Consider the following 26,354-nt stretch of genomic DNA (forward strand, 5'->3'; position numbering starts at 1 on the left):
CTCGGTCGATGATGGAGCGACAGCGAGGTGTGCCGAGCCGATTGCGACCAAGCCGCCCGCGTTTTCCCGACTGAAAGAGATCTGAGCAGGACGCGACGAAAAAGGATAAAGGAGTTAGGACAGTGAAAACTCATTTGATGCGACACTTCGCACTCATACTCGGGTTCAGTCTTGGCGGCATTGCTGCCATCGACTGCGCCGCATTCGATTCGGGCTATGCCGCCAACGGCACCTATCAACCGCCTGCTCGATGGAACAACTTTCGGCATCCCGCAGCGCTGATTCAACCCGCACCGCCAGCCCAAGCGGCGATGCCCTTCGGCGCGACGGTGCAATCGGCCGCGGCACAAAACACGATCGAGGCGTTGCCGGTCCCCGAAGGCAACCGAGTTTATCCGCCGGTTCCGACCATGCCGCCGGCACCGACCATGCCACAACAGCCCGTGATGCCGCAACAGCCCGCGGTGCCGCCGGCACCCGGTGTGGCTCCGCAAGCTCACTATCAACCGTACCAACACGCGGCGCCGACGGTCGCCCCGGTGCACGCCCATGGGCCGGTCGCATCGCATGGTCCGTCTTGTGACGCACCGTCGTGCACCAGTCCCTACGCTGCTGCTGCGGCGGCGCCCTGGCAAGGTGGCTCCTGTGGAACCTGTGCCACAGCACCCGCTCAAGGTCCACGTCCGATCTCTCCCTGGTTCGGCGGCTCCAGCCTGATGTTCTGGAATATCGCCGGCAGCGATGACACGCCGCTGGTGACCGACGACAGCAGCATGGTCTTGATGCGAAATCGTGACTTGGAACCGGATGACGACACCAGCTTTGACGTGCACGCGGGCCGTTACTTTGGCTGCGGTCAGTACGCCGTCGATGTCGGATATATGCTGTGGGATCCGGAATGTCTGTGCCGACAAGTGCCCGACAGCGGTGCTGGGTTGCGGCTGATCAATCCTGCGCTGCAGACGGCGTCGATCAATCGCGGTGCCGGTGCGACGACCGTCTACGACGACTACGACATGAACGCCGCGAGTATCCAGGTGATCCGCGACTTGAGGATCCAAAGTCTGGAAGTCAACCTGGTCGGTTTCGGACTGATGGGCGCGCGACGATTAGGCTCCTGCAGTCCTGCGGCGCCTTGGGGAAGTTGCGGTCTGTTCGGCTGCAACGGCAAAGCGTGTGGCGGTGCGATCGGGCCGCTCGCACGAGCCGCCGGCGGACGTCTGCGAATTCTAAACTCCCACGGGTTTCGTTGGTTCCAGCTGGAAGACGAGCTGGAAATCGGCGGCGATGTCGACGGCATGACCGGTTACGGGGCGAACGATTTGTACTACAAGTCGATCGTCGAGAACAACTTGTTCGGGTACCAGTTCGGATCCCGATTGAGCTATTGCATGGGCAGCCGCGCGATGCTGAATTTGGGTGGTAAGATCGGCATCTACGGAAACGACGCCGAATTCTTTCACAGCATCACGACCACGATGGCCACCGCCTACACCAACTCGCAGGGTGCCGGAGCCGGAGACCTTTACACGCGGCAATCCGACGTCTCGCTGGCCGGACTGGGGGAATTGGACCTCGGTTTGGGCTACCGAATCAGCAGCTGCTGGAGCGTCAACGGTGGCTATCGCGTGTTGGCGGCTTGCGGCGTGGCGACGGCCGTGGGCCAAATGCCGACCGAATACACCTCCGCCACTTCGGCCGGGGCGGTGCGTGCCGACGACAGCCTGATCCTGCACGGCGCCTACATCGGGTTCGACTACAACTGGTAGGGTGAGCGGTGTTTGAAATTCACCCTCCCTGGAAGGGAGGGGCGAGCGTAGCGAGGGGAGGGTTTTCTCGTGGTGTTTGAGTGCACTCGAGCGACGGCGAACCCTCCCCGCCTTGTTCCCAGAAGGCAATGGTGTCTACACAAGTTACCAGGGCTCCCTTCTCCCCCCGGCTTTGCGGGGGAGAAGGGCCGGGGATGAGGGGGCTCGTGACCCGAACAATGCTAACGGAGTGGGGCCGCACGCCGTTCGGGTGTAACGTTATTTCGGACGTGACAACCGCAACGGACCCACCTTCTGGCGAAGGTAGCTACCAGGGGGAACTGGCTACGACTTCTGCCCGGCATAGCGCAAACTTCGGCGGACGAGCCCTTTGACCTCGTCCAGGTCTGCCGTCAAAGCGACTTCCATGTTGGTTTGCCATTCCGGTCGCAAGCGTTGGTCGAACACCGACATGCCACGGGTGAGCAACCCTTGCGTTTCGACTTTTCCGGCCATCTCGGTCCAATCGAACAGTTCCGGTTCGACGACGGCGGCGATTGTCGCCGCGTCGATCAGCGGCACCAGCTCGCGTCCAAGCCGCTGGTGGGCGGTGCGGAAGGCAAACGGCAGGATCTGGTGCAGCAACTGGCCGGCCCGCGTCTGTTTGGACGGCAGTTGTTCAAGCAGGTCGACGCCGAATTCCACCGCGCCGGTCACATCCAGCGGCAGCAGACTCTTGGTGGTCGGCGAGGCAAAGACTTCGCTGGCCGCGGCGGGGTCGAAAAACAGATTGAACTCGGCCACGCTGCTGGCGTTGCCGGCAACGTTCACCGCGCCGCCACTGATCACGACCTTGTCCAGCAGGTTGACCGCCGCCGGATCGCGCCGGTACAGGCGAGCCAGGTTGGTCAGCGGTCCCAAGCACACCAGCGTGATTTCGCCGGGATGCTGCCGCGCCAATTCGGCGATCACTTTTTCGCTGGTCGGCAGGTGTTGGCGTTGGGTTTGGCCGATGTTCAGTTCCCCCAGGCCGCAGGGGCCGTTGAGGAACAGATCGTCGATCGCGGAGGCGGTTTCTGGGGAGACGGCCTTGCCGATCCGCGGGTAACGCGGGGGATCCAGCATGGAGACGATCGCGCAGGCGTTGGACGTCGCCTGTTCGGCGGTAACTGTTCCGGCGGTCGCCGTGACGGCCAAAACGTTCAAACGGGGGTCAAACAGCGATGCCGTCAGGGCGACGGCATCGTCGATTCCGGGGTCGGTGTCGATGATGATTTTTCGTGTCATGGGAAAAGTGTAGGTTGACGGGCGTTTCGAAACGAGCCCGATCCGCTAAAGTGCTGGGCGTTCCCCTAAACCGACGCGGATGACGCCCAACTCGGCTCACCAGACACCCTGAATTACCGATGACGACCTTCGAAGACGCGATCCGCCAGGCCCATCGCAACCAGGATCTTCCCGCCGATCAAACGGCAGTCCTGATCGACCAGATGCTCAGCGGAGAAGCCGACCAGGAGCAGATCGGCCAATTGTTGCTGGCGCTCCGCGACAAAGGCGAAGCGGTTTCGGAAATCGTCGGGGCGGCGACCGCCATGCGCCGCCACATGACCCGCATTGCCCACCGCCACGATTGCTTGCTGGACACCTGTGGCACCGGCGGCAGCCGCAGCGGATCGTTCAACATCAGCACCGCCGTCGCGATCGTGACCGCCGCCTGCGGGGTGCCCGTGGCCAAACACGGTAACCGCAAGGCGACCAGCGTGACCGGATCGGCCGATGTGCTGGAAGAATTGGGGGTCGGAATCGAGTCGGACGCCGATCAGGTCGCTCGACGGTTGGACGAAATCGGTCTGTGCTTCTGTTTTGCTGTCAAATTGCACCCCGCGATGCGACATGTCGTCGGAATCCGACGAAAACTGGGGGTCAAAACCCTGTTCAATCTGCTCGGCCCGCTCTGCAACCCGGCCGGCGCGACGCACCAATTGCTGGGCACCAGCAACGTCGATGCCCAGGGGAAAATTGCCGCCGCGATCGCCCAACTGGGCACCCAGCGGTCGTTCGTCATTCACGCCGCCGATGGCCAGGACGAGGTTTCCTTGGATCGTTACACCGACGCGGTCGAAGTGGCGGGCAATCAGGTCACCGGGCGATTCCGTTGGACGCCCGAAGATTTCGGATTGCCGCCGACCGATGTCACCGCCCTGGCCGCCAGCGGACCCGCCGAAAGCGCCGCGATCATTCGCCGCATCTTGGACGGGGCGAGCGGACCGGCCCGCGACACGGTTGTGGCCGGCGTCGCGGCCGCGCTGCTGCTGACCGACAAGGTTGCCTCGCTGGCCGAGGGCGTCTCTCAAGCCGCCGAGGTGATTGACAGCGGGGCGGCAAAGGCCAAATTGGAGCAACTGGCGCGGGCGTAGCTACGCTCGCCAGAGCGTGGAACCCATCCCGTTAACGTTTTCCGGAACTTGCGGTTCCATCCACGTTTCAAAACCACCCACTCGATTCCCAGCCCGACACCATGCCTGCTAACGACGTCGCCGCACGATTCCGCGAAATTCGAGACAAAGTTGAATCCGAGCAGCGGCTTTCCCTGGATGACGGGATCTTTTTGTACGATCCCGCGGTGCCGCTGCAAGAGATCGGCGAGCTGGCCAATTTGGTCCGCGAACGAAAAAACGGCAACGTCGGCTACTACAACATCAACACCCACCTGAATCCGACCAACGTCTGCGTCTATCGCTGCCGGTTCTGTGCGTTTCGAAGCGACCTGCGCGATCCCAAGGGCTACGCGATGAGCGACGATCAGATCGTTCAACGGGGCCGTGAAGCGACCGAAAACGGTTGCACCGAAATGCACATCGTCGGCGGGTTGCATCACAAGATGCCCTACCAGTGGTACCGCGGCATCATCGAATTGTTGAAGGAAACGTATCCGCAAATTCACCTCAAAGCCTGGACCGCCGTCGAAATCAATTGGTTCGAATTCCAGACCAAGAAATCGAAACAATGGGTGCTCCAGGACATGCGCGACGCCGGATTGGGCAGCATGCCCGGCGGCGGGGCGGAGATTTTTCACCCGGAGGTCCGCGACCAATTGTGCGAGCACAAAGCCAACACGCACGAATGGTTGCAGATTCACCAAACGGCCCACGAGATCGGGCTGCGGACGAATTGCACGATGCTGTACGGGCACGTCGAACAAGCCTATCACCGCATCGACCACCTGATCCGATTGCGCGAGCTGCAAGATCGCACCGGCGGGTTCCAAGTTTTCATTCCGCTGGCGTTTCACCCCGAAAACACCAAGCTGGACAACATCAAAAAGCCCTCGGCACTGATGGACCTTCGGACGATGGCGATCAGCCGGCTGATGCTCGACAACGTCAGGCACATCAAGGCCTACTGGATCATGCTGGGCATCGAAACGGCCCAGACCGCACTGGCCTACGGTGCCGATGACATCGACGGCACGGTTCGCCACGAATTGATCTATCACGACGCCGGGGCGACCACGCCGGAGTGTTTGAGCGTCGATCACATCAAGCAACTGATCAGCGAAGCCGGGCGCGATCCGGTCGAACGTGACACGGTCTACAACCACGTCCACCGCGAGCCCCACGACTTCACCAAGTGGACCTCCGGCGCCCCGGTCGGCGTGTAGTGAGTGTCGGTGGGATAGGCTTCCCGCCTGTCGAATCCCGGGAATGACAGGCTGGAAGCCTATCCCACACCCTGGCCGCCGGCGAGTTAGAATTTGAGGGATCCCGATTTTCCCCTCTCTAAACCCGCCGGACTGATGCGTCAAAACTCTTGGATGCACCGCCTGCTCCTTTGGAGCGTTTGCGTCGCCGTTTTCACTGCGACCGAAATACCCGCCCGCGCCGATTTGGCCGACGATGCACTCGCGGCCGCAAAGAAGGCAACTTCATTTTTGGTCGATCAGGTCAGCACCGAAGGCGGCTATTTGTGGAGTTATTCGGCGGACTTGCAGGCGCGGGAAGGCGAGGGGGTCGTCAAGACAAAAACCATCTGGGTCCAGCCGCCCGGAACGCCGTCGGTCGGTGAAGCGTTCGTCAAACTTTATGAAGCGACCGGCGACGAGCAATTCCTTGACGCCGCCAGGGCGGCCGCGGAATCACTGCGTCGCGGTCAAATGCGTTCCGGCGGCTGGCAGGCGATGGTGGAGTTTGAACCGGAACGGCGTCGCCGCTGGGCGTACCGAGTTGATCCCGCCCGATCGAAGGCGAAAGACCAATCCAGCCTGGACGACGACAAGACGCAATCGGCGCTGCGGTTCCTGATCCAGCTGGACCGTGTATTGGATTTCAAGGACGATTCGATTCATGAGATGACGCTCTATGCATTGGACGGACTGATCCAGCGCGGTCAGTTTTCCGGCGGCGGATTCCCCCAGGTCTGGACCGACCGACGTGGCCCAGCGGCCGACACACCGGACGACAACGCGAGCTACCCCGAGTCGTGGCCGCGAACCTATCCCGGGCACAACGAGTACTGGCATCGCTACACGTTGAACGATCACCTGGCCCGCGACGTCATGAAGGTGCTGTTCCTGGCCGACGAGGTTTACGGCGACGCACGTTATTGCGATGCGGCGGTGAAATTGGCCGACTCGTTGCTGGCCGCCCAGATGCCCGATCCACAGCCCGCCTGGGCCCAACAATACAACGCGAAGATGCAACCAATTTGGGCGCGCAAGTTCGAACCGCCCGCGATCACGTCCAGTGAATCGTTTAGCGTGATCGAAACACTGATGATGGTGTATCGACACATCGGTGATCCGAAGTACCTCGATCCGATCCCCAAAGCACTCGATTACCTGGAACGCTGCCAATTGCCCGATGGCCGCGTCGCCCGGTTCTACGAACTGAAAACGAATCGGCCGCTGTACTTCACACGCGACTATCAATTGACCTACGACGACGGCGACATGCCGACACATTACGGATTTCAGCTGCAAAGCAAGGTGCCGCAGTTGCGCAAGCAGTACCAGCGCCATGAACGATTGACGCCGCGGCAACTTGCCGAATCCGAAAAGCAGCGTCGCCCCAGCCCGCGTGTGGTGAAGACGATCATCGACCGACAAGACGAACGCGGTGCTTGGTTGAGCGACGAGAGGCTGCGGTTCAACAAGCTTCCCGGTCCAACGGTGCAGATGAGCGTCGCCGTGGAGCACTTGACCACGTTGGCGGAGTATCTGGCCGATCAAAAACGCTGACCGCATCCAGTTTCGACGTAGCTACGCTCGCCAGAGCGTGGAAAACGTTGGGGACCACCTTCTGGCGAAGGTAGCTACGTTTCAACGGCCAATCACAACGTTTGTCTGCCAAATCAACATTGCTCTGCGAAACACCCGCGGAGTGTCCCTGTGTCACTGGTGGAAAAAACTGCTAGCGTAAGAATTCCACGGTCGCGGGGTATATCGCGATAAATGGTTCATGGACGGGCGGAAACGTCCCGTGACTTCCACACTCAGGTATCAAATTCATGGCAAAACACGTTCTTTTCTTAGCCAGCCTTGCCGTTTCCGGATCGATCTTGACCGGTCCGGGCGGTGTGTTTGCGGACGACTGGTCGGGTTGGCTCGGTGTAAACCGAGACGGCGTGTACCGCGAAACCGGCGTCGTTGATGAGATCCCCGCCTCGGGTTTGCCGATCAAATGGCGGACGCCGATTGCCGGTGGGTACGCCGGCCCCGCGGTCGCCGACGGCAAGGTGTTTGTGTTTGATTACCAACGCAGCGGCGGCGACGTGGTGAATGATCCCGGCAGCCGCGCCAAGTTGACCGGTAAAGAGCGACTGTTGGCCCTGGATGCCAACACCGGTGTGAAGATTTGGGAATATTCTTATGATCGTCCCTATGAAATCAGCTACCCCGCCGGTCCGCGGGCGACCCCGACGGTCGATCAAGACAAGGTCTACCTGCTCGGGGCCGAAGGCGATTTGACGTGCCTGTCGGTGGACGATGGCTCGCTCGTCTGGACGCGGAATCTGCCCCAAGATTTTGGCGCCGAAGTGCCGATCTGGGGCTTTTCGGGGCATCCCTTGGTCGACGGCGATCTGCTGTACACGATGGTCGGCGGCGATGGTCAAGGCGTGGTCGCGTTTGACAAAGCGACCGGAGAGGTACGTTGGAAGTCGCTCGACGCCAGAGCAGGCTACTGTGCCCCGCGGATCATCGAAGCCGGCGGAGTGCGCCAGTTGATCGTGTTCCACCCCGAAGCGGTCCAAGGTCTGGATCCGGCCAGTGGCAAACCGTTCTGGAATGTGCCGATCACGCCCTCCTACGACATGTCGATCGCGGTGCCGATGGTCGACGGCGATTTGATGTACGCCAGCGGGATCCATGCCGAAGCCGTCATGATTCGGCTGGGAACCGACTCGCCGAGCGGCAAAGAATTCTGGCGTGGCGGACCGAAGAACGCGGTCCACAGCAGCAACGCGCCGCCGATGTTCGTCGACGGCGTGGTCTATGGAACCGACTGTGTCAAAGGCAACTTGATCGCGGTCGATGCCAGTAACGGCGACCGGCTTTGGGAAACCTTCCAACCGACCGTCCCCGGCGAAAAACGATTCGCCAAACACGGGACCGCGTTTCTGACCCGATTGGGAGAAACCGATCGGTACCTGGTGATGAGCGAAACGGGCGACTTGATCATCGCCGAGTTGACCGCCAAGGGATACGAGGAAAAAGGTCGAATGCACGTCGTCGAGCCGACCAACGAAGCGTTCGGCCGGCCCGTGGTGTGGACCCATCCCGCCTATGCCGGCAAGACCGCCTTCGTCCGCAACGACAAAGAAATCGTCGCGGTCGATCTGAGTCGCTAGTGTGGCGGGAGCCACACCGGCAGTGCGTTCCAAGGCGGGGACCGTGAAACTTCTTACTGAGCGACTTGTTTTTCAGTAAAGTGATGTAGTCTGATCTTGGGGGGGGCGCTATCGCGACCCCAAGCTTTGTTGTGACACGCCGCTGGCGTGCAACCGCGACGCGGTTGCGTTGGAATTGCTTTACGCAACGCAACGTGAGATTCACCCGCAATAATTTTCACGTCCCGAGCCTTGGAACGAGGTAGGCAGTGCGATCGCCCTTCCGAGCCGTTGCGCGATGCTTTTCCGTGCGGCAGCGGTCAACTCAAGTCGATGCTGCCCGTGCTGTCGCTGAACGATTCCGTTTGAACTCCTAAGTGGTGCAGCATCGACACGAACAGGTTCGATAGCGGAAGATCGTTGTTGGTGGCTTTCTTCTGCCAGGGTTCGGTGCCGCCGTCCCAGGCACCGCCCTGGGGATTCGCCCCGGCTTTGTTGATGTAGCGGCCGTGCTGCAGTCCCAAGTTCGCCCCGCCGGCCAAGATCAACGGGTAATTGCGTGACAGGTGAAACGCGCTGGAGGCCGAACCGAACAGCAACAGTGTGTTGTCCAGCATCGTGCCTTTGCCGGCCGGTTCGGGCGTTTGCTTCAACTTGGTCAGGAATCGGGCGTACTCTTCGTTGAGGAACTGACAGTACAGCCCAAAGTTTTTCCAGCCGTCGGGCTTTTTGGTTTCGTGCGACAGTTGGTGCGAAAGATTGAATCCGATCGCCCGGGCCAGATGATCGCTGCGGCCGACGCCGTTCTCGCGCCCGATCTGGTAGGTTGCCACGCGTGTCGAATCCGTTTTGAATGCCAGATAAATCAACTCGAACATCGTCTGCAGATACTGACGCGGTTCCTCCGTCGTCAGTTCCAGGTTCAAATGGTCGGCGTCGACCTGGGGCAACGGGGCCTTCAACCACTTCTTGGCTTTCTCCACTCGGCGTTCGGCTTCGCGAACCGATTCCAGGTACTCGTCCAAACTCTTTTGATCGAGTTTGGAGAGCGACTTTCTCAATCGTCTGGCATCGGCAAGCAAATCGTCGAGCGCGCTTTGGCTGAGCGCCAATCGTTTGGCGGCGTCTTCGTTGCTTTTGACGAACAGCATGTCGAAGACGCGTTTGGGACGATGCTCGGCGGGGATCGGTTTGCCGTTATGGTCAAAGGACATCGTGTGCGTGCCCCGCGCGGTTCCGGTCCCACCATCGGTCGACATGACCAACGAAGCGAACCGTGTTTCGTGCCCGACGTGGTTGGCGTACTGTTGATCCAACGAGATGGTGTTGTGATAGTCCATGTCGCCGCCGCCGGTCGGGGCACCGGTCAGGAATTGATCGGCATTGTTGTGCCCGTGGACGACGCGGCCGGCGGGGTGCGAAAACCCGGACAGGACGGTCAGGTCCTGGCGCAACGGTTCCAGCGGCGTCATGCACTTGGTGAATTGAAACTCGGAGCCGGCTCCGTGGGGAAACCAGGACCAATCGCTATAGGCAGGGTCCTCGGGCAGCGGCATCGGAACGCCGTCGGGAAAGTAAAAACAACCGAGTCGTTTCGGGGGCGTGGCAATCTCCGCTCCGCCCGCCGCCGAGGATCGAAAGGTTTCAAACAGGGGCAATGCCAGCGCCAAGCCCGCGCCGCGCAGGAATCGACGACGGTCAAGCGAGTTTAGATTCAGCGACATGGCGGTTCTCTCCTGAGTGGGCGCGGCAGACGACGTGCCGCGTGGGCAATGATTGGGTGGGGGGCTATTTGGTTCGAAACAATTCACTGGTGGCGATCAACCGAATCATCGTCGCCAACCCGTCTCCTTGGCGACGCACCTGGGCGGTGATTTCATCCACACCAGCTCGATCGGCGAACGTCAGCGACCGGCCGAGACCGTAGGTGGTCAGCTTATGAACCAGTGATCGCACGAATTGATCCTGACGCTGCTCCAAAAGGAATCGCTTTAAACCGTCCATGCCGTCAAGCTCCTGCTCATTGAACAACGTGCTCGTTGCATCGACCGGTTTGCCGCCGATGCTGTCGCGCCACCGGCCCAGGGCGTCGTAGTTCTCAAACGCGATGCCCCACGGATCGATCTTTGCGTGGCAGGACATGCATGCGGCGTGATTGCGATGGTCTTCGATTTGTTCCTTCAGCGTCATCTTGGCGATCTCCGGATCGGCCAGATCGATCTCCGGAACGGCGGGCGGAGGTGGCGGCGGCGGATCGTTCAGCAAACATTCCAGCAACCAAACGCCTCGTTTGAGCGGATGCGAATCTTCACCTGCGGAATTCATCGCCAGCAATCCCGCTTGCGTCAACAGACCACCACGCCGACCGGCGGGATTCAAATCAACGCGGCGGAAGTGGTTTCCTTTGACATCGCTCAGCCCGTAGTGAACCGCCAGTCGCTCATCGGCCATCGTGTAGTCGGCGTGCAGAAAGTCAATCACGCTGGCGTCGTTCCGAACCATTTCATGGAACAACTCGATCGGTTCCCGCTGCATCGATTCCTTCAAGGGTTCCACCGCACGCGGGACGTTCAGGAAATCGAGCAACTGCATGTCCAGCCACCCGTGCACAAAGTGCTGGGACAGTCGCTTCGCGCGGTCGTCGGCCAGCATCCTCGTGATCTCGTGTTGCAGTACCTCCGATTCCAGCAGCGTGTCGTCGGCGGCGAGCCGATGCAGCCGTTCGTCGGGAATGCTGCACCACAGGAACATCGACAATCGTGTCGCCAGTTCCGGGCCGGTTAGCGGGGCGCGTCCTTCGACGTCATCGTCGCCGTCTTGGACGATGTACAGGAAACGCGGGGACGCCAAAACCGTTGCCAGCACTTCGACCATGGCCTCTTCGAAACTGTCGCACTGTGGCCGCATCGTCGCGAACAATTCGAGCTTGCGATCGATCTCGTTTTGCGCGATCGCCGGCCCCCAGACGCGTTCGATGAACCCGGTCAGCACCTCGCGGGCATAGACGGTTTCATCATCGCGATGGGGGCTGTCAAAGAAGATCCGCGTGTGCGATTTCGGAGGCCATTGCGGGTAAACGGGAGCCGTCACTTCGACATAGTCGATCCGGATGGGGCCTTGTGAAACCGAACTGTTGACAAAGGCGATGTATTCTGACGGATTGGGCATCGCCCCCAACGGGGAAGTCTTTCGCACCGAGTTGCGCGGATAGATCTCACCCAGCGGCACGTCCCACTGATAGAATTTTGGCGCGTCGGGCGGCGCCGTGATCGGGGTGTCCGCCCGACCGACCGGCAGCAGCGCGCGGCCTTCGTTGCTCGCCTGCCAGCCGAACAGCAATTTCAAGCTCGGCGGGCTGGCCTCGTCTGCATTTTCGCAAGCCGCCCGGACGCGGACACGCAACGTGCCTTCGTCCGGCACCCGGTTTCCAAGTTCGATCCGGAAGCGGTTGTTTCGCCCACGCGGCAGGATGGCGATCTGATCCGCCGACTCGGGGATCGGTGGGGGTGACGCAGCCGGCTTGTGCGCGTAGGTCGCCTTGCGGTACTGCCAGCTGACGCGAACAGTCCGGCCGTTGGAGAGGTCTTTGAAGTACGGAACGTTGTGCCGCTGGCGGAATCCCTGTTCCAGCTTTTGCAACTGTTGTTGTTGAGCTTCCGGATCGTCCGCGTTCTCCGCCTTGGCCTTGTCAATCTGTTGCTGCTGTTTCGCCCAATCGATTCGTCCGGCTTCGTTCATGGTCACGCCCCAATGCAGCATTGGGGGCCGCTCGCCACGAACGGTCGCTCGCAGCAATGCCTGACGCGCCAACCGTCGGTACGATTCAAACTGAGAGACCGACATGTGCAGCAGCTCGGAACTGTTTTGAAACCCTTCTTCGGAGTGCGCTTCCGGCGGCAGGTCCTTGGCAAAGTCATAGGGCAGACCAAGCAGGTCTTGCAGCGCGTGATTGAATTCGTAACGGGTCATCCGCCGAAAGGAATGGTGTTCTCCCGAGGCCCGACGCACGATCGATGCGACTTGAATCTCGTTGGACAGCCACTGGACAACCTTGGCTCGATCGGCGTCGGACAATTCGCCTTCCCCAGGCGGCGGCATCTCGTTGTTACTGACCACCGCCTGGACTTCCAACCACCAGTCCATGTCGTTGCCGTTGATCAGGTCAGGGTTGAGCGTGTCGATCCGAACATTCCCTTCTTGGGTGTCGGCGCCGTGACAATCGGCACACGCTTGGGCCAGGATCGGCCCGATGGTTCGGGCGAATTCGTCCAGATTCGGCTTGGCGTCGGTGGCCACCGGTGTGGGGTGTCGGCCGAGCAGCTTCGAACGCTGCAGCCCGATCGCGCGGGCTTGTTGGAACGACCGGGGGGCCTCGGTGGCGGTTTCGAGCGAATCTGCTGCCTGACCCGAGAGTGTCAGCGTGGCCAGCAGGAGAATGGAGAGCCATGCGGCCGAGTGGAATCGCAGCAGAATACAAGTCATGGCACGTCACGATCCGCCAATGGGGGCGGACTAATCAAAGGCGGGGGCCGGCACTGTGGTGGGGCACGGCGGTGAGGTGGGACGGTCGATTATATCGGATGACCGGAGAATTGCACGCGCAATCACCGGCGGGCCAGCAATGGAAGGGGATCAGGTTTCACGCGGGAGCCGGTACTCGATAGGACCAAGAGGACAGATGGGACCCAGACGTTATTGGTCCCATTGCGCCGTCGCGACTGCAAAGGACGGTGCCAGACGCATGACAGACAACCCGGCCGAACACCATACCCCCGATGCACGAAAAAACCCCGCTCGGGGATCCGAGCGGGGTGGGATGATTGTCGATCGTTTGCTGTGCCTACCACATGTACTCGGCACCGACGGTGAAACCTTGCAGGTCCAGTCCGTCGTAGATGAACGGTCGATCCAGTGTGCTGGTGTTGAGAATGTTGCGAGAGGTTTCCGCATCCAGGCCTCCGAAGATGATGTCGTCGACGGTCATCACGTAATAGGATGCTCGCAGGGACAGCGAGTGGCTGAATCGGTAGACGGCTTGCAGTTCGAAATCCAACATGTACGTCGAGTCCTGGTCGCCGTCATCCAGCGTCGCTCCACCGGGAGTTGCTCCGAAGCCGAGCGAGTTGGCCGTGATGGCGGTCTTGCGGTCGATGTCGTTTTGCAACCAAGCCGCCTTGGAGGCGAAGCCGATCGACAGTCCCGGGCAGGTGTTCCACCAGAAGTCGAAACCGGCTTGGGGACCGAACAGGTTGTTCTTGACGCTGGAGGTCGAATCATAGAACCGCAGGCCGTTGTTGCTGCCGGTGTTGGTGTTGTCGCCCAGGGTGGAATATTGCAACGAGTCGTCGTAGCGGATGTAGCGAAGTCCGACCAACCACGAGCTTTGGAAGCGGCAGTAGGGGAACATCGTTCGTCGGCGGTAATTGAATTCGGCCGAGTGGAACTCGCTACGTGCGACCAGGCTTTGCGACAGCGAGCGGTCGGTGTCGTCGAAGCCGGCTTCGTTGATTCCCGGCGTCGCGTTGTCGTCCGGCGGGTTGGTGCCGAAGTCGCTGATGAAGGAGTACAGGTTCGGCGTGGATGAGGTCGCCGATCCCGTTCCGCTCCATTCGTTGCCGCCCAGGTAGCTCAGTTCCAAGTTGCCGCCGACACCGAAAATCATCGCGGCTGAAACCCGGACACCCGCTTCCAGATCGTCGGCACCGACATCATCGAGCGTCAACACTGGCGTTCCGTCGACGCCCAAGGTGGTGATCACGCCGGGCACCGAACCGCCAATGTTGCGGTCCAAGATCAAGGCTTCGACGCTCAGGTCGTACCAGCGTTGATTGCAGATGCTCGCCTCTTCATAAGGCCGCAAGAAATCAACCGCAGCGGCGAGCACCGAGCCCGCATAGCCGAACGGCAACTCTTTGCACGCCGTGCAACCGGCACCGCGACAGAACAGGCACGCCGAACCGCCGTTGCGGAGCTTGCCCAGAACGCCGCCGCCGCCCAAGAAGCTGTTGCACGAACAACCGCCTCCGCCGCCACAGGTCCCACAGACCATCCGGTCCATGCAGGCTTGCATCGGCATCGTGTCGCAACTGCCCGTGTCGCATCCATACCCGTTGTAGCCGACCGGCATCACCGGAGAGCCACTCATGCCCATCATGCCGGGCGCGCCGATCGGCGGCATGCCGGCCGGCGTGACAAAGCCGCTGGCGGCCAAGTCATAGTTGGCAAGCGAGACGCCCGCCGAGGGATAGCCCTGTGCTGAAGCCTCGCCCGAGAGCAGGCCGCCGGCGAAGATCGCCGCGGCAACCGCCAAGCTGGTCCCCACCAGCGCCGAACCGGCACGGCGAAGACCGAGGAGAGGTTTGGCAGCGGGCAGACGGGAATCTCCCGCTTCGCTGTTCGTGTTTGTCAAACGGTTGACCATGTTTCGAATCATTCGGTGCATCGCAAACGTCTCCGCGGTCGCAGCCGCCTCGCTGTTGGGGCTCGTTCGCCCGAGCCATGCGTGCACACCTGTGTCACGCTGGGATCCCGAGCCGCAATATGGAGAGAGGAAATGACCGCGCGCTCATGCATCGCATTGACGCGTTGCCGCATCGGTTTGCGGCGATCAACCAGTTTCCCCCCTGGTAATTCAATGTCGAAACGAATCATCGTCGGCTCGCCATGGTGCGTTCTGTCGGCAGGTTTCCGACAGCGATCGGCACAGCGGATGCCTCCAAAAAATCGCTTCAGGCGGACTTATCGGCACAAACCACCCCGATGGTTTGGTTAATTCCGGTAGAACCACTAAGGAAATCTGTAGCAGTCAAGACGGATAATCGCAAAGTCACGCTTTTTTTGACTTCCGTCGGGGGTACACGGCGCTTCGGGGTTTGATCGCCGGCCCGCTTCGGTTGACAATGGCGCGGTGTTTGTCCCCCTGACGGTTTGCCCCAACCGTTCCATGCGAGCACCACGCAGGAAACTGCGACGCAAGCCAGCGCCCCTCCACGCCCGCCATCGCTCGGATCCCAAGCACGGTCATGTCACCACCTTCGCCCGACGCACCGAAACGCAACGGACCCGCTGGCGGTTCGTCGTCGTCGCGGCGAAAGCGAAATCGAAAGGCCAAACGCCGCGGTGACCAGACGGACGGACCGGCGAGCGGCCAACCAAGCAATGTCCCCGACAGGCCACAAACCGACAGGCCACAAACCGACAGGCCACAAACCGATCTCGCCCGGCCATCGGATTCGACCGCCATCGAAACGGTCGCATCACTGGTGCGACGACTCGGCACGCCCCCGCCCGATCTCGCCTCGCGACTGGGCGAACGTTTCAACGCAACATGCCGCCGATTGCTGGCCGACGGTGGCTCGATCGCCGCAATCGATCTGGAATCCTGGGCGATCGATCGACAGGGCGATCTTGTGTACTTGGGAGAAATTCTGCCGGACGGTCAAGGAATCGTCAGCGTCGACGAACTGGCCGTCCAATTCCAGCATCGGCTCGGCGTCCCGCGTCCAGCGATCACCCACCACAGCCGCCAGCTCCGCGTCGACCAGGCAGAGGCTCGATTCGCACTGCGTTTCCGGCGGCACGCTGACGATGATCAATACACGCCGACGCTCTCCGGTGACCAACGGGACCGGCGCGAAAAACTGATCGAACAATTCACCGAGTCGCTGGTGCGCCGTTTCGGCAAAGACGCGATCCTGCCTGCCGATCCGCCCGAACAAAAGATCCGTCCCAGCAAACCGCAGCCGATCACGCGGGATCGGAGGTTCAATTGGAACCTGACGCTGGGGCTGGCAACCGCCGTCACCGCCGTGGCAATGATTGTGGGCGGAATTCAAATCGCGAAGTCGCGGAAACACCAGGCGGAACTGGGACGCCGTGAAGCCTCCATCGGCGAAACGAAATCGATCGCTGGTGCGGGGAGTTCGTCAAGCGCCAATGCATCCGCTCGAACTCTAAACACGGCCCCAAGGCCCGTGACCGAAATGCAGTCCGATGGCTTTTCGCCGCCGCCAGACGTTGCCCCAGACGAAGCGGATCGCGGTGAGCCAGACACGACACCCCAACTTCGCGAACGACAACTTGCCGGCGGCGATCGCGACGACGCGCCCTCGCTCGAGTCTGCCGCCGATGGGATCGTCGACGACCGCACCCGGCGCGGTGGATTTGACGTCATGGACGATCTGGACGCACTGCTGGCGAACAATTCGCCGTCGGAATCCACCCAGCCGGCGACTGCGTCGCCCGATGAAATCGATCTTGCGAAAACGATGCAGATCGCCAGCCCGCTGCGATCTTCCGGCAGTTCCCCGGCAGCCCCCACTCCACGCTCAAGTCCGCCCGGCTTGGCCGCTGGGAATGGCTTGACCGCAGGGGATGCGAATGATGATCAATCGCTGGAAGCCGTACTCAGTGGAGAGGCGTCGGATCAAGACGTTGCCGAATCCCCCCAGCAAACGCGTCCGTCGCAGGACCGATTTGTCGAATTGTCATCGGCCAACGACACCGCCGCGGAAACCGTGATCGATCAGACGGGAGCCGCGATCGAACGACTGGAATTTCCCCGCCCGATCCCGATCGTGTTGTCCACCCCCGGCGATGACGGGACGGTCGAGTTGATCAATCAGGAGAGCGGAAATCGGATCGCACACCTGACCCGGTCCGGTCCAACAACCGTGCTTCGGTGGTCCGAGTCGGCGTCCAAGGACCGCTTGGCCCAAAAATTATTGCACGGTCGCCTGGTCCTTGCCGGCGGTGAAGTCGTCTATCTGCGACCCTCAATCGAAACCGACGCCTATCCAATCTCGATGGACCCCCGCCAGTTGCGGCCCAGCTGGAAACTCGGCGGCCCGCTGTTACCCGACGTCGCGCGGCTGGAAATCGACCTGCAAGTTCCCGACTCGATCGACTTGGCTTGGCACACGCCGCTGGATCTTGATCGGGCTCGTCACGGGACCGCGATCGCGATCCTGACGCCCACCGATGGGGAAACGGTTGCATTTGCTGTCAAGGTGGACGTGGATTGCTCGCGAAAACTCACCTGCCGCCTGCAGTACGGCGCTCGATTGGACTCCGCGCTGCCCTGGTCACCCCTCAGCCAAACGAGGTTTGTGATAGAGAAGACGCGGTTGAGCCGCAATCGCAGCAGCCTGCTGCTGCAACGGGATCTGTTCAAGCAAAGCTACGACTCGGCCAGCGCCATGGAACGCAAGATGATGCGGGGGCGGGGAGAGCGGATCGATGCCGACCTTGACCGCCTGGATGCAATGCTGGACCGCATGAGCATGCTCGGTGAGTTGGCGATCCGAGTCCACGAGAGCGTTAAATTGGATCTGCACGCGTTTGTGCAATGGCCCGATGCGTCTCAAACCCTGCTGAGGACGACGTCAACGGCCGAGTAGCCCGATGGGATTCCCTCAGATCTCGATGGCGGAATCGCGCCGCAGCGGCACTCTTTTCGACAATCTTTCGATGCCCGGTTAATCTCTGCCGGTTATTCATCCGATACCGGTTGTGACGGGAATCGAGTTGACTCGATCGCCCTGGTACGTGACGATTCACACAAGGCATGGAAGCCATGAGCCGCAAATCGACATCTGGACACATCACACGAGTTACCGCGATCGCTCTGCTCGCAGGCACCTGCCTGGCCGGTACGACCGGTTGCCAGGTGGGCATCAACGGGCAGACGTTGCCGAGCCCCTGGTATCTGCAAGACGACGTGCAGTACTTCCCCAGTGGTCCCGAGTTCAAACTGTCTCGTGAAGCCGCCGCACTGAAAGCCGCTCGCGCTCAAGAGAAAAGCGACCGCAACTAGCCGGTGGACGCCCACTGCCGGTGTAAAATCGCGTCTGCGGAATTCGCCCAGCGTTTCGCGCCCCTGCTGCCCCGCCCGAAACCCTTGGCGAGTTCCGCAGTCGGCCAGCTTCGCCGCCCAAAACCCTCCCTAGCGAGGTCGTGCGGTATTTCAAATTAACTCTGCCTGACAGGGAGGGTCGAGCGTAGCGAGGGGAGGGGCGAACCGTGGTGTTTGAGTACACTCGAGCCACAGCGAACTCTCCCCGCGTCGTCGCTCAATCTTCGGCACCCTGCCAGCGGGAGGGTTGATTCGCTGCAGCAATGAATCAACCGCTTCATCGCATGCCGTCCGGCCGAAGCGGACGCGCTGTCGCCCCTAGGCGAGTTTCCCGATGGCTTCGGCGACCAGTGCGGGATCATCTTTTTCCCGCAGATGCTCGATCTGCTCGGCCGACAGCCCGGCCTTTTCGAGGTGACTGCACAGGCGTTTCCAGACGGTTTCGCGCTTCTTGCCTTGGCTCAGGTACAGTTCGGTGACCGCTTCTTGGGCTTTTTGAATCCCGATCGAATCCCGGTTTTGGTAGTAATTCTTGATAATTCGTTCTTGATAGGGCGAACGGTGAGCACTCATATTCGGTTTCCGGTCTCAGAAATGTGTGGTCGATTGTCGTCGGTGCGGTAAGACGGTTATCGGCGCGGCCAATTGGCCCCTATAGTAGGCGTCTCCGAGGAAGCTTTCTACGGCTAAATCGGCGTCGAAAAACCCGTCCAATCGGTTCACCGTCCCAATCGGGCGGGCGGTCAACCGGGGGGGCTGGCGAGCGACAGGCGTCGCCCGCCCAGTGAATGGTCCAATGCCCAAAGGAATCAAAAAGTATGTTGGCTTGTCGAGGTGTCCGCGGTGCGACAACGGTGCCGTCGGATGATCGTGACGAAATCCTGCTGGCAACGCGACAGTTGTTGGCGCTGATGATCCGCCAGAACGGGATCGACACGGCGGACCTGGCCAGCGCCTACTTCACGGTGACCAAGGATTTGACGGCCGAATTTCCGGCACTGGCCGCGCGACAGCTCGGCTGGCTGGAGGTCCCGCTGTTGTGCGGCTACGAAATCACCGTCGAAAAATCGTTGCCCCGCTGCATCCGTGTCTTGTTGCACTGGAATACGGAGAAATCACAGAAGGAAATCCAGCACTTTTATTTGCACGACGCGGTGAAATTGCGACCGGATTTGTCAGAGCTTCCGCCCGTTGATTTTGACGAGCTGGAACAATGGATTCAGTCCCAGCTGTCTTCCGCCCCCTGATTGTCCCACGAGTCTGAGAGCCTTGGCCAAGAAATCAAACCTCCGATTTCAGCCCGCGGTCGACTTGAGCGTGATTCACGCGTCGTTTGTCGTCGCAACCGGCGGGGTCTGCAGCGACCAGCGGACCGAGTCTGCATTGCTGGGGCCGACCAGCGAAATCAACACGCGGCTGGTTTCGGCACTGACCGATGTCCGGGCGTTCTGGTCGGCGCTGTTTGCGTCAGTGGCCGCCGGACGCAGTGCCCGCCAGGCGTGCCCCGCCGCCCTCGCGTCGGCCGGTTGCAGTGAACTGCAAATCGACCAGACCGCCGCCGCACTGGGCAGCCAACTGGATCAATGCCGCATCGTGTATCAGCAGCGGTTTCCCAAACTGAAAGAACAGCTCGGTCTCCGCGCCGGACCGTTGAAAGACCGTTGGCAAACCTACGGACCCGGGTTGTTGATCGAAACGGCGCGGCTGATCTGGGGATCGACGCCACCGGAAAAGTGGTGGCCCGACGATGTCGATTGCTTGTTGGTCCAACCGGTGCGTGGCGGCGACGGCGGATTCGATTCCGGTCAATGCCGGGTCTGGATCGAAGCCATGTTGACCGACGCCGATCCGTCCGTCGGCGAAATCTTTCGGCTGGCGTTCTGGGTCACGCAAGTCGCCGTCGGACGTCACCTGGCCGCCACGCTCGGGCACGTCGAAGCGACCAGCCATCCCGAAGATTTCGGCTCCGGGACGCACCGGCGAACCTCCCTGCCGTGGGATCTCGGATGCGTCCCGGTCGTGTTGACCGCCGGCGCGAATTTGGAACTGTTTCGCGCCGATCCGCTGCCCATCGAAACCGCCGTGGCCCTCTGGCGGCTCGGCGACGAATCGGTCGGCGCGGTCGTCGCCAACTGGTGGGACCAATGGAAAGACGCCGGAGCGGCGATGCCGGTCGCGCTCAAAGCCCTCGACCGCATGCTCGCCCCGCTTCGCAAGCGGCCGGAGACGGCAGGCATGCGTGATGAGGATGACGCAAGCGACAACCGATCCGTCCGCTAGCGCTTCGTCGCAGCTCAGTTTTCGGGTGCGAGCCGTAGCGGAAGCCGCCAAGGCTTTCGGGCTACCCTGTGCGACGTCGCGACGCCAGCGCGAAACTCTTGGCGAGTTCCGCTACCCGAAAACCAAACGGTCGCGGAATACTAGTTGCTACCGCTGTCGTCGCCGATCTTGACCTTGATCGACCCCAGCATCTTCGTCATCTGCTTTTCCTTCTTGCTCACGAACAGGATGTTGTCGAGCACGATCGCGCGCTTTTCGGTGGTCGGGTGCAGGATCAATCGCCCGGCGCCGAGCAACATGTATTCAAAGACGTCGTTGATCTCCTTGTCGACCCGCAGATTCGGGGCGGGGTAGCGTTTCAAATCGCTGAGCAGTCCGTGGTGGTGCAACAATTCGTTGTTGGACAGTTCCCAGTAATTGAACTTGGTGCTGACAAACACCGCGGCGTACATCAACACCATCCCGATCGTCGTGCACATAAAAAAGGTCGTGTTGGCGACCGGCCGGATCCCCTTGATCCAGTGACCGACGGCGGGCAACAGATCGGGCCGCGAAAGGAACAACAGCCACAATCCCATCGCGACCGTCGTCACGACGAACACCAGCGTCAACGACGTGGCGCGGGGAAAGTCAAACACGATCACAAACAGGTTGGCCATCATCACGCACAGGAACAGCCCCGTCATCACCACCGGTGTCGTGTTGTTCGGATCGGCGATCGAATGTCCGCCCAGCCACAACACCAACGTCGCGATGATCGCGACGATCAACGTCGGGTACATGAAAATGAACTTGGGATACGGCACCAGCAAGATGCGTTTCTTGCCGCTTGACCCGTGGGAATGCGCGTGGGCGTGGGAGTGCGACGGGTCACCTTGGGATGCGTCGTCGTCATGCTGCTCTTCTTCGGTCATCGTGTCGCCTTTGTTCAATTCTCGTTGCTGTGTCGATTCAACCCACAGGTCCGGGCCTCTTCGGCCTGTCAATTAAACCGCTGTTTCAAACTCATTCCGATCGTGCCAGCCCCGAAAGCCTGATCCAGGGATCACGCATGCGGGATTGCATCAACAGCCCATACGGGCCCCGGGCACCAACAGCGCCGCCTTGGGGCGCGCGACACGCCGGCAAACACTTCTGCGATCCCGTTGCGGGGCTGAATCTAGCACGTCCCCAGCCTTCGCTTAATACCCGCTTCGCGCAACCGCGACAGAAGCTGATAATTCGTCCTGAAATCGTTTCGAAACGGCTCCGCAGGAAGTCCTACGCCGGTGCCGCTATCATTTGACAGGCACGAGTGGAGTTAATTTTTGATGAGTGATCTGATGCAGCGCACCCTGGTTCTACTGAAACCCGACGCGGTCCAACGGCGTTTGATGGGACAACTGATCGCGCGGTTCGAAGCGAAAGGCTTGAACATCGTTGCAATGAAGATGCTGAACGTGACCCCGGAAATGGCGAAAAAGCACTACGCCGAACACGTCGACAAGCCCTTCTATCCCAGCCTGGAGTCGTTCATCACGTCGGCCCCGATCGTCGCGATGGCGATCGACGGGTTGGACGTGATCAAAGTCGTCCGTGACATGCTGGGCGCCACCAGCGGCCTGAATGCCGCCGCCGGGACCATTCGCGGCGATTTCAGCAGCAGCCGCCAGATGAACCTGGTTCACGCCAGCGACGGTGCCGAAGCGGCCAAGCGAGAATTGAAGATCTACTTCGATGACAGCGAATTCTGCCGCTACGAGCCGGTTCTGACCCCGTTCATGCGGGCCGCCGACGAATAGGAAAGAGTCGCTGAAGGGAGGTCTTGGACATCGCGGTAAGACTTCAAGTCAGCGAACAAGTGAAGTCACCCTCCCTCTGGGAGGGTCGCGGAGGAGTACGCGACGACGCGGGGAGGGTTCGTTGCGGCTCGGAAGCACTCAGCCACCACCAATCGACCCTCCCCTCGCTACGCTCGACCCTCCCTTCCAGGGAGGGTTTCTTCTTAACTTGATGCGTGTGCCCCTCGCTCGGGAGGGGTTTCGTGGTTCTGAAGCCTGCGGCGTGACATCGTCGATCCGCGCCGGCGTTACAGCCCGTTTCGGACGACGCCGACGGCGACACCGACGACTTTGGCGTCCTCGACATACAGCGGAGACATTTCGGCGTTGGCCGGTTGCAGCCGAATGCGGCCGTTCTCGGGGAACCAGAACTTCAGCGTCGAGTCACCGCTGGGGAGTTCTGCGACCACCATCTGGCCGGGTTCGGCCGTTTCCTGTTTTTGGATGACGACAAAGTCCCCGTCCTGGATGTGGGCTTCGATCATCGAGTCCCCGGACACTTGCAGGATGAAGCGGTCGTTCTGGCAGAACATGCCGCTGAAATCCATCGTGTCGCTCTGCTCGAACGCCAATGCCGTCGTCCCCGCCGCGACCATCCCGGCCATCGGCAAACTGTGCTGCTGACGGTCGATCTTTTCAGTCAGCTCGATCGCACGTGACTTGTTGGGACTGCGGTGAATCAGACCCTTGCGCTCCAACGCACGCAAGTGGCACATCACCCCGTTGGGGCTCTTGATGCCAAATGCCTCGCCAATCTCGCGAACGGTCGGTCCGTAGCCCCGGTTGAGAATTAACTCTCGAATCAACTCGTATACCCGCCGTTGGCGGTCGGTGAGTTGCTTGGTCCCCATTAGTCTTCTCAATTTACGGTGTGATGCCGTCGGCGTGACGACATGGTGAGTATATCCGGTCCACCCGATCGAGTCTATCGAACCGCACTCGCCGCTCGATGCTGCCCCAGTGGATCTGGACGGAAACTTGAAAGGAAAATCGGACGACTGCCTAAATGATTAGGAGCACATCTGTCCAATACTGTAATGCTAATCGTCAGCGTCTCGGATTGCCCGACGCTCGGATCACACCGGCGCAGGAATTTCCTGGCCCACTGCCAATTGTAAACGCTCCCCGACAGATGGCCCATTTTCGCCTCCGATTGTCACGAGGGTTTCGTAAACAACGTTCAGGAAAGGGGTTGCGTCGGTTGCCAGGACGTCGAAAACAGCCGCCCCGGAAGCGTTCGACACTTTTTCCACGCACCGGAAAACCCTGACAAGGTGGCCAGGTTTGACGGCCGGCGTTCACCGCCAGGGGCATGCGACCGGGAATTATTGCCCCAGCTGAATGATCCTCCGCGTCGAAAAAAAAAGCCTTCGCAAGTTGCTAGCAATCGGTTTGACTTGCGTGCTAGCAAACATAGAATCTCGCCCACTTGATGAACGCGACGTGAAGAAATCGCGCCCCAGAGCACCGCGACCTCGGTACGAACCGTAGGCCGCACCACCGGGGGGACCGAACGCTTCACCCGCGAACATCGAGACCCTGTCGATCCGGGAGGCTGAAATGCCACCCAGCGGAGCTAGGTTGGCTGCTTTTCTTGCCAACGCTTTGGCTGCTTTTCCGGATCGATCGGCACCCGACAATCCCCACCGATCAGACCGACACCGCACTTTGATGCGTGGCCGCATGTCAGTGTCATCTGATCGGATCCCGACCGATCCCGCGAACATCCATGATGGAGGACTGCGCTCCCGGTATGTCCACACCGCACGGCTGCACCGATGACTCGGACGTCATCGCGACATTCAAGGAGGCTTTGAAGCAACGTGTGGGACAGGAGCGTTTCCAGATTTGGTTCTCGGGCGTCCGCTTCGCACTCGAAGCGGCCGAATCGGCTGCCGGTTCCCCGGAATCGCCGACGGTGCCGCGTTCGATCGTGGCGATCGCCGCCGGCCAGTTCGCGGCCGACCGTTTGAGCAACCATTACCTGTCCGCGATGCGTGGCGCCGCCGCGTCAGCCTGTGGCACGTCGACCGCCATCCGAATCCATGTGGAGGACCGTCCGACGCGTCAGGCCGAGTTGCCCTTCACCGAGGAAGGCACTGCCACCGAAGACACCGCGGTCGGCGTCGGCCCGAGCCCCGCCGTCAATCAAACGGGCTCCGGCGAACCTGCCCGGCGAATTGCCCCGCGGGCTGCTGAGCGTCCCCGTCCTTCGGCGGCCAAGCGATCCGGTCGTCGCGATCACCGCGGGGCCCAGTCGTTGCAGTCGATTCTGCGTGACGGAACCGACTCGCGAAAACCCGCCCGACCGAAACCCGGTTCCGCCACCTCGTCCCAGGGCACATCGTCTCAGAGCACATCGTCTCAGAGCACATCGTCTCAGAGCACATCGGCGCTGGCGATCGACGTCGCCCACAACCAACCCGCCCGCCAGCCCGCGGCGGAACACCGCGCGGGCAAGCCTTCGACGCCCGATTCGGCCGGCAATGGCCCGCCCCAGCGAAGCGAATGCAACTGGGAAAACTTCGTCGGCGGCCAGTGCAACGAGCTGGCACGTACGGCGTGCAAGATGGCGATCGAGAACCCCGGCACCGCGTCACCCTTGGTGCTGTGGGGGCCGCCGGGATCCGGCAAAACGCACTTGTTAAACGCCGTGGCGGGAAAGCTCCGCAGCCTGCATCGGATGCGACGGGTCGTTTCCCTGTCGGCCGAAGATTTCACGAACGATTTCATCAAAGCACTCAACGGAAATTGCTTGCCCGCGTTCCGATCACGCTTTCGCGACGCCGACGCCCTGCTGATCGACGACATCCAGTTCTTCGTGGAGAAAAAGGCGACGATCCGCGAGCTGCATCACACGATCGAAATGCTGGCCGAAGTCGGCAAGCCGCTGGTGTTCGCCGGGACCAAAGCCCCCAACGAGATCAACGGATTGGGCGGCGAGCTGTCCGGACGTTTGGCTTCCGGATTGGTCTGCCAAGTCGAAGCGTTGGACGCCCAGACACGGCAGCAACTGCTGGCCCGCTATGCCGAAGACCGCTGTCTGATCCCCTGGCCGCAGCAGACCCTACAGGAGATCGCCTCGGTCGCCGGCGGCGACGGGCGACTGCTCAGCGGGATCGTCAATCTGGTCGCCCTGCTGCAACGGATGTACGGCCAGATGCCGACGATGGACCAGATCCGCCAGCACGGTGCCCATCTGCTCCGTTCCTCCGGTGTCCCGATCACGCTCTCCTCCATCGAACGCGCCGTCGAAAAGGTGTTCCAGCTGGACACCAAATCGCTGCAGTCCGGTTCACAAACCAAGTCGATCACCGAGCCGCGAATGCTGGCGATGTACTTGGCCCGCGAGATGACCAGCAGCGCGTTTTCGGAGATCGGCGGGCACTTCGGGGGACGCAGTCACAGCACCGCGATCCTGGCCAGTCAACGCGTCCGCCAATGGCTCGACGCCGGACGCAGCGTCGGCAGAGGCCATGCCGCCCTGTCGGCCGACGAAGCGATCCGACGCATCGAATCGATGCTGAAGTCGGGTTAGGATTCAGGTTTTGGGTTTCGGGTTTCGGGTTTCGGGTTTGGGGTTTGCACACGCCGGCCCGGAATTTTCTCATTCCCAAGGTTCCTCCATCTTTCGTTGGACAACTCCCCTACTCCCTACTCCCTACTCCCCACTCCCCACTCCCTACTCCCCACTCCCCACTCCCCACTCCCCACTCCCCACTCCCCACTCCCAACTCCCAACTCCCAACTCCCAACTTGAAACACAGTTTCTGTCGTTTCGCCGGACCCTTGTCGTGACGATCACTCGGCGTATGCTAACGGACGCTT

18 protein-coding genes are annotated in these 26,354 nt (G+C 61.0%); 11 read left to right on the plus strand and 7 right to left on the minus strand.

What is annotated here, in order from left to right; translation table 11 throughout:
• Positions 1–122 precede the first annotated feature (122 nt).
• Complete coding sequence (locus H1B37_RS34445; RefSeq protein ID WP_182867815.1) at positions 123–1,769, plus strand: BBP7 family outer membrane beta-barrel protein; 1,647 nt, start codon at positions 123–125, stop codon at positions 1,767–1,769.
• Between the two features lie 324 nt (positions 1,770–2,093).
• Here H1B37_RS34445 and H1B37_RS16840 read toward each other — a convergent pair whose 3' ends face one another.
• Positions 2,094–3,035 (minus strand): nucleoside hydrolase, encoded by a 942-nt coding sequence (locus H1B37_RS16840; protein ID WP_182867816.1) that lies wholly within the window; start codon positions 3,033–3,035, stop codon positions 2,094–2,096.
• Positions 3,036–3,154: 119 nt separating this feature from the next.
• On the opposite strand from H1B37_RS16840, the gene trpD reads away from it, so the two are divergent.
• The 4 genes from trpD (at position 3,155) to H1B37_RS16860 (ending at position 8,594) form a co-directional block, all read left to right on the plus strand.
• Positions 3,155–4,165, plus strand: a complete 1,011-nt coding sequence (trpD, locus tag H1B37_RS16845) for an anthranilate phosphoribosyltransferase (RefSeq protein ID WP_182867817.1) — start codon at positions 3,155–3,157, stop codon at positions 4,163–4,165.
• A gap of 101 nt (positions 4,166–4,266) precedes the next feature.
• Complete coding sequence (mqnE, locus tag H1B37_RS16850) at positions 4,267–5,409, plus strand: aminofutalosine synthase MqnE (protein WP_182867818.1); 1,143 nt, start codon at positions 4,267–4,269, stop codon at positions 5,407–5,409.
• Positions 5,410–5,562: 153 nt separating this feature from the next.
• Positions 5,563–6,984, plus strand: coding sequence for a pectate lyase (locus H1B37_RS16855; RefSeq protein ID WP_182867819.1), 1,422 nt, complete (start codon positions 5,563–5,565; stop codon positions 6,982–6,984).
• Positions 6,985–7,253: 269 nt separating this feature from the next.
• A complete protein-coding gene (locus tag H1B37_RS16860; protein WP_182867820.1) occupies positions 7,254–8,594 on the plus strand; it encodes an outer membrane protein assembly factor BamB family protein in 1,341 nt (446 codons plus the stop codon).
• A 299-nt stretch (positions 8,595–8,893) separates the two neighbouring features.
• On the opposite strand, the gene H1B37_RS16865 is transcribed toward H1B37_RS16860, so the two are convergent.
• The 3 genes from H1B37_RS16865 to H1B37_RS16875 form a co-directional block, all read right to left on the minus strand.
• The gene (locus H1B37_RS16865; protein ID WP_182867821.1) at positions 8,894–10,297 is read right to left on the minus strand and encodes a DUF1552 domain-containing protein; all 1,404 of its coding nucleotides are present in this window, start codon (positions 10,295–10,297) and stop codon (positions 8,894–8,896) included.
• 64 nt (positions 10,298–10,361) lie between these two features.
• Positions 10,362–13,055, minus strand: coding sequence for a DUF1592 domain-containing protein (locus H1B37_RS16870; protein WP_182867822.1), 2,694 nt, complete (start codon positions 13,053–13,055; stop codon positions 10,362–10,364).
• A gap of 358 nt (positions 13,056–13,413) precedes the next feature.
• Positions 13,414–15,006, minus strand: coding sequence for a BBP7 family outer membrane beta-barrel protein (locus H1B37_RS16875; RefSeq protein ID WP_182867823.1), 1,593 nt, complete (start codon positions 15,004–15,006; stop codon positions 13,414–13,416).
• 589 nt (positions 15,007–15,595) lie between these two features.
• Between H1B37_RS16875 and H1B37_RS16880 the strand changes: the two genes are divergently transcribed.
• Together H1B37_RS16880 and H1B37_RS16885 are read left to right on the plus strand one after the other, a co-directional pair.
• Positions 15,596–17,971, plus strand: a complete 2,376-nt coding sequence (locus H1B37_RS16880) for a hypothetical protein (RefSeq protein WP_182867824.1) — start codon at positions 15,596–15,598, stop codon at positions 17,969–17,971.
• Positions 17,972–18,147: 176 nt separating this feature from the next.
• Positions 18,148–18,387, plus strand: a complete 240-nt coding sequence (locus H1B37_RS16885) for a hypothetical protein (protein WP_182867825.1) — start codon at positions 18,148–18,150, stop codon at positions 18,385–18,387.
• 357 nt (positions 18,388–18,744) lie between these two features.
• Here H1B37_RS16885 and H1B37_RS16890 read toward each other — a convergent pair whose 3' ends face one another.
• The gene (locus tag H1B37_RS16890; protein WP_182867826.1) at positions 18,745–18,999 is read right to left on the minus strand and encodes a hypothetical protein; all 255 of its coding nucleotides are present in this window, start codon (positions 18,997–18,999) and stop codon (positions 18,745–18,747) included.
• A gap of 245 nt (positions 19,000–19,244) precedes the next feature.
• Between H1B37_RS16890 and aroH the strand changes: the two genes are divergently transcribed.
• Positions 19,245–19,673, plus strand: a complete 429-nt coding sequence (aroH, locus tag H1B37_RS16895) for a chorismate mutase (RefSeq protein ID WP_182867827.1) — start codon at positions 19,245–19,247, stop codon at positions 19,671–19,673.
• A 22-nt stretch (positions 19,674–19,695) separates the two neighbouring features.
• Positions 19,696–20,706, plus strand: coding sequence for a hypothetical protein (locus H1B37_RS16900; protein ID WP_182867828.1), 1,011 nt, complete (start codon positions 19,696–19,698; stop codon positions 20,704–20,706).
• A 140-nt stretch (positions 20,707–20,846) separates the two neighbouring features.
• On the opposite strand, the gene H1B37_RS16905 is transcribed toward H1B37_RS16900, so the two are convergent.
• The gene (locus tag H1B37_RS16905; protein ID WP_220498238.1) at positions 20,847–21,692 is read right to left on the minus strand and encodes a hypothetical protein; all 846 of its coding nucleotides are present in this window, start codon (positions 21,690–21,692) and stop codon (positions 20,847–20,849) included.
• Positions 21,693–22,028: 336 nt separating this feature from the next.
• Between H1B37_RS16905 and ndk the strand changes: the two genes are divergently transcribed.
• Complete coding sequence (gene ndk, locus H1B37_RS16910; RefSeq protein ID WP_182867846.1) at positions 22,029–22,487, plus strand: nucleoside-diphosphate kinase; 459 nt, start codon at positions 22,029–22,031, stop codon at positions 22,485–22,487.
• Between the two features lie 287 nt (positions 22,488–22,774).
• Here ndk and lexA read toward each other — a convergent pair whose 3' ends face one another.
• Positions 22,775–23,377, minus strand: a complete 603-nt coding sequence (gene lexA, locus H1B37_RS16915; protein ID WP_182867829.1) for a transcriptional repressor LexA — start codon at positions 23,375–23,377, stop codon at positions 22,775–22,777.
• 902 nt (positions 23,378–24,279) lie between these two features.
• Between lexA and H1B37_RS16920 the strand changes: the two genes are divergently transcribed.
• Positions 24,280–26,064 carry a DnaA/Hda family protein gene (locus H1B37_RS16920; RefSeq protein WP_182867830.1) on the plus strand — a complete coding sequence of 595 codons (1,785 nt, stop codon included), beginning with the start codon at positions 24,280–24,282 and terminating at the stop codon, positions 26,062–26,064.
• Positions 26,065–26,354 lie beyond the last annotated feature (290 nt).

Origin of the sequence: Stieleria mannarensis (genome assembly GCF_014154935.1) — a bacterium.
In the GTDB taxonomy this organism is placed as follows: domain Bacteria; phylum Planctomycetota; class Planctomycetia; order Pirellulales; family Pirellulaceae; genus Stieleria; species Stieleria mannarensis.

Coding starts and splice junctions, on each gene's coding strand:
- H1B37_RS16840 (WP_182867816.1), bottom strand. CDS start 3,035: ATGACACGAAAAATCATCATCGACACCGACCCCGGAATCGACGATGCC.
- trpD (WP_182867817.1), top strand. CDS start 3,155: ATGACGACCTTCGAAGACGCGATCCGCCAGGCCCATCGCAACCAGGAT.
- mqnE (WP_182867818.1), top strand. CDS start 4,267: ATGCCTGCTAACGACGTCGCCGCACGATTCCGCGAAATTCGAGACAAA.
- H1B37_RS16855 (WP_182867819.1), top strand. CDS start 5,563: ATGCACCGCCTGCTCCTTTGGAGCGTTTGCGTCGCCGTTTTCACTGCG.
- H1B37_RS16860 (WP_182867820.1), top strand. CDS start 7,254: ATGGCAAAACACGTTCTTTTCTTAGCCAGCCTTGCCGTTTCCGGATCG.
- H1B37_RS16865 (WP_182867821.1), bottom strand. CDS start 10,297: ATGTCGCTGAATCTAAACTCGCTTGACCGTCGTCGATTCCTGCGCGGC.
- H1B37_RS16870 (WP_182867822.1), bottom strand. CDS start 13,055: ATGACTTGTATTCTGCTGCGATTCCACTCGGCCGCATGGCTCTCCATT.
- H1B37_RS16875 (WP_182867823.1), bottom strand. CDS start 15,006: ATGATTCGAAACATGGTCAACCGTTTGACAAACACGAACAGCGAAGCG.
- H1B37_RS16880 (WP_182867824.1), top strand. CDS start 15,596: ATGTCACCACCTTCGCCCGACGCACCGAAACGCAACGGACCCGCTGGC.
- H1B37_RS16885 (WP_182867825.1), top strand. CDS start 18,148: ATGAGCCGCAAATCGACATCTGGACACATCACACGAGTTACCGCGATC.
- H1B37_RS16890 (WP_182867826.1), bottom strand. CDS start 18,999: ATGAGTGCTCACCGTTCGCCCTATCAAGAACGAATTATCAAGAATTAC.
- aroH (WP_182867827.1), top strand. CDS start 19,245: ATGTTGGCTTGTCGAGGTGTCCGCGGTGCGACAACGGTGCCGTCGGAT.
- ndk (WP_182867846.1), top strand. CDS start 22,029: ATGCAGCGCACCCTGGTTCTACTGAAACCCGACGCGGTCCAACGGCGT.
- lexA (WP_182867829.1), bottom strand. CDS start 23,377: ATGGGGACCAAGCAACTCACCGACCGCCAACGGCGGGTATACGAGTTG.
- H1B37_RS16920 (WP_182867830.1), top strand. CDS start 24,280: ATGTCCACACCGCACGGCTGCACCGATGACTCGGACGTCATCGCGACA.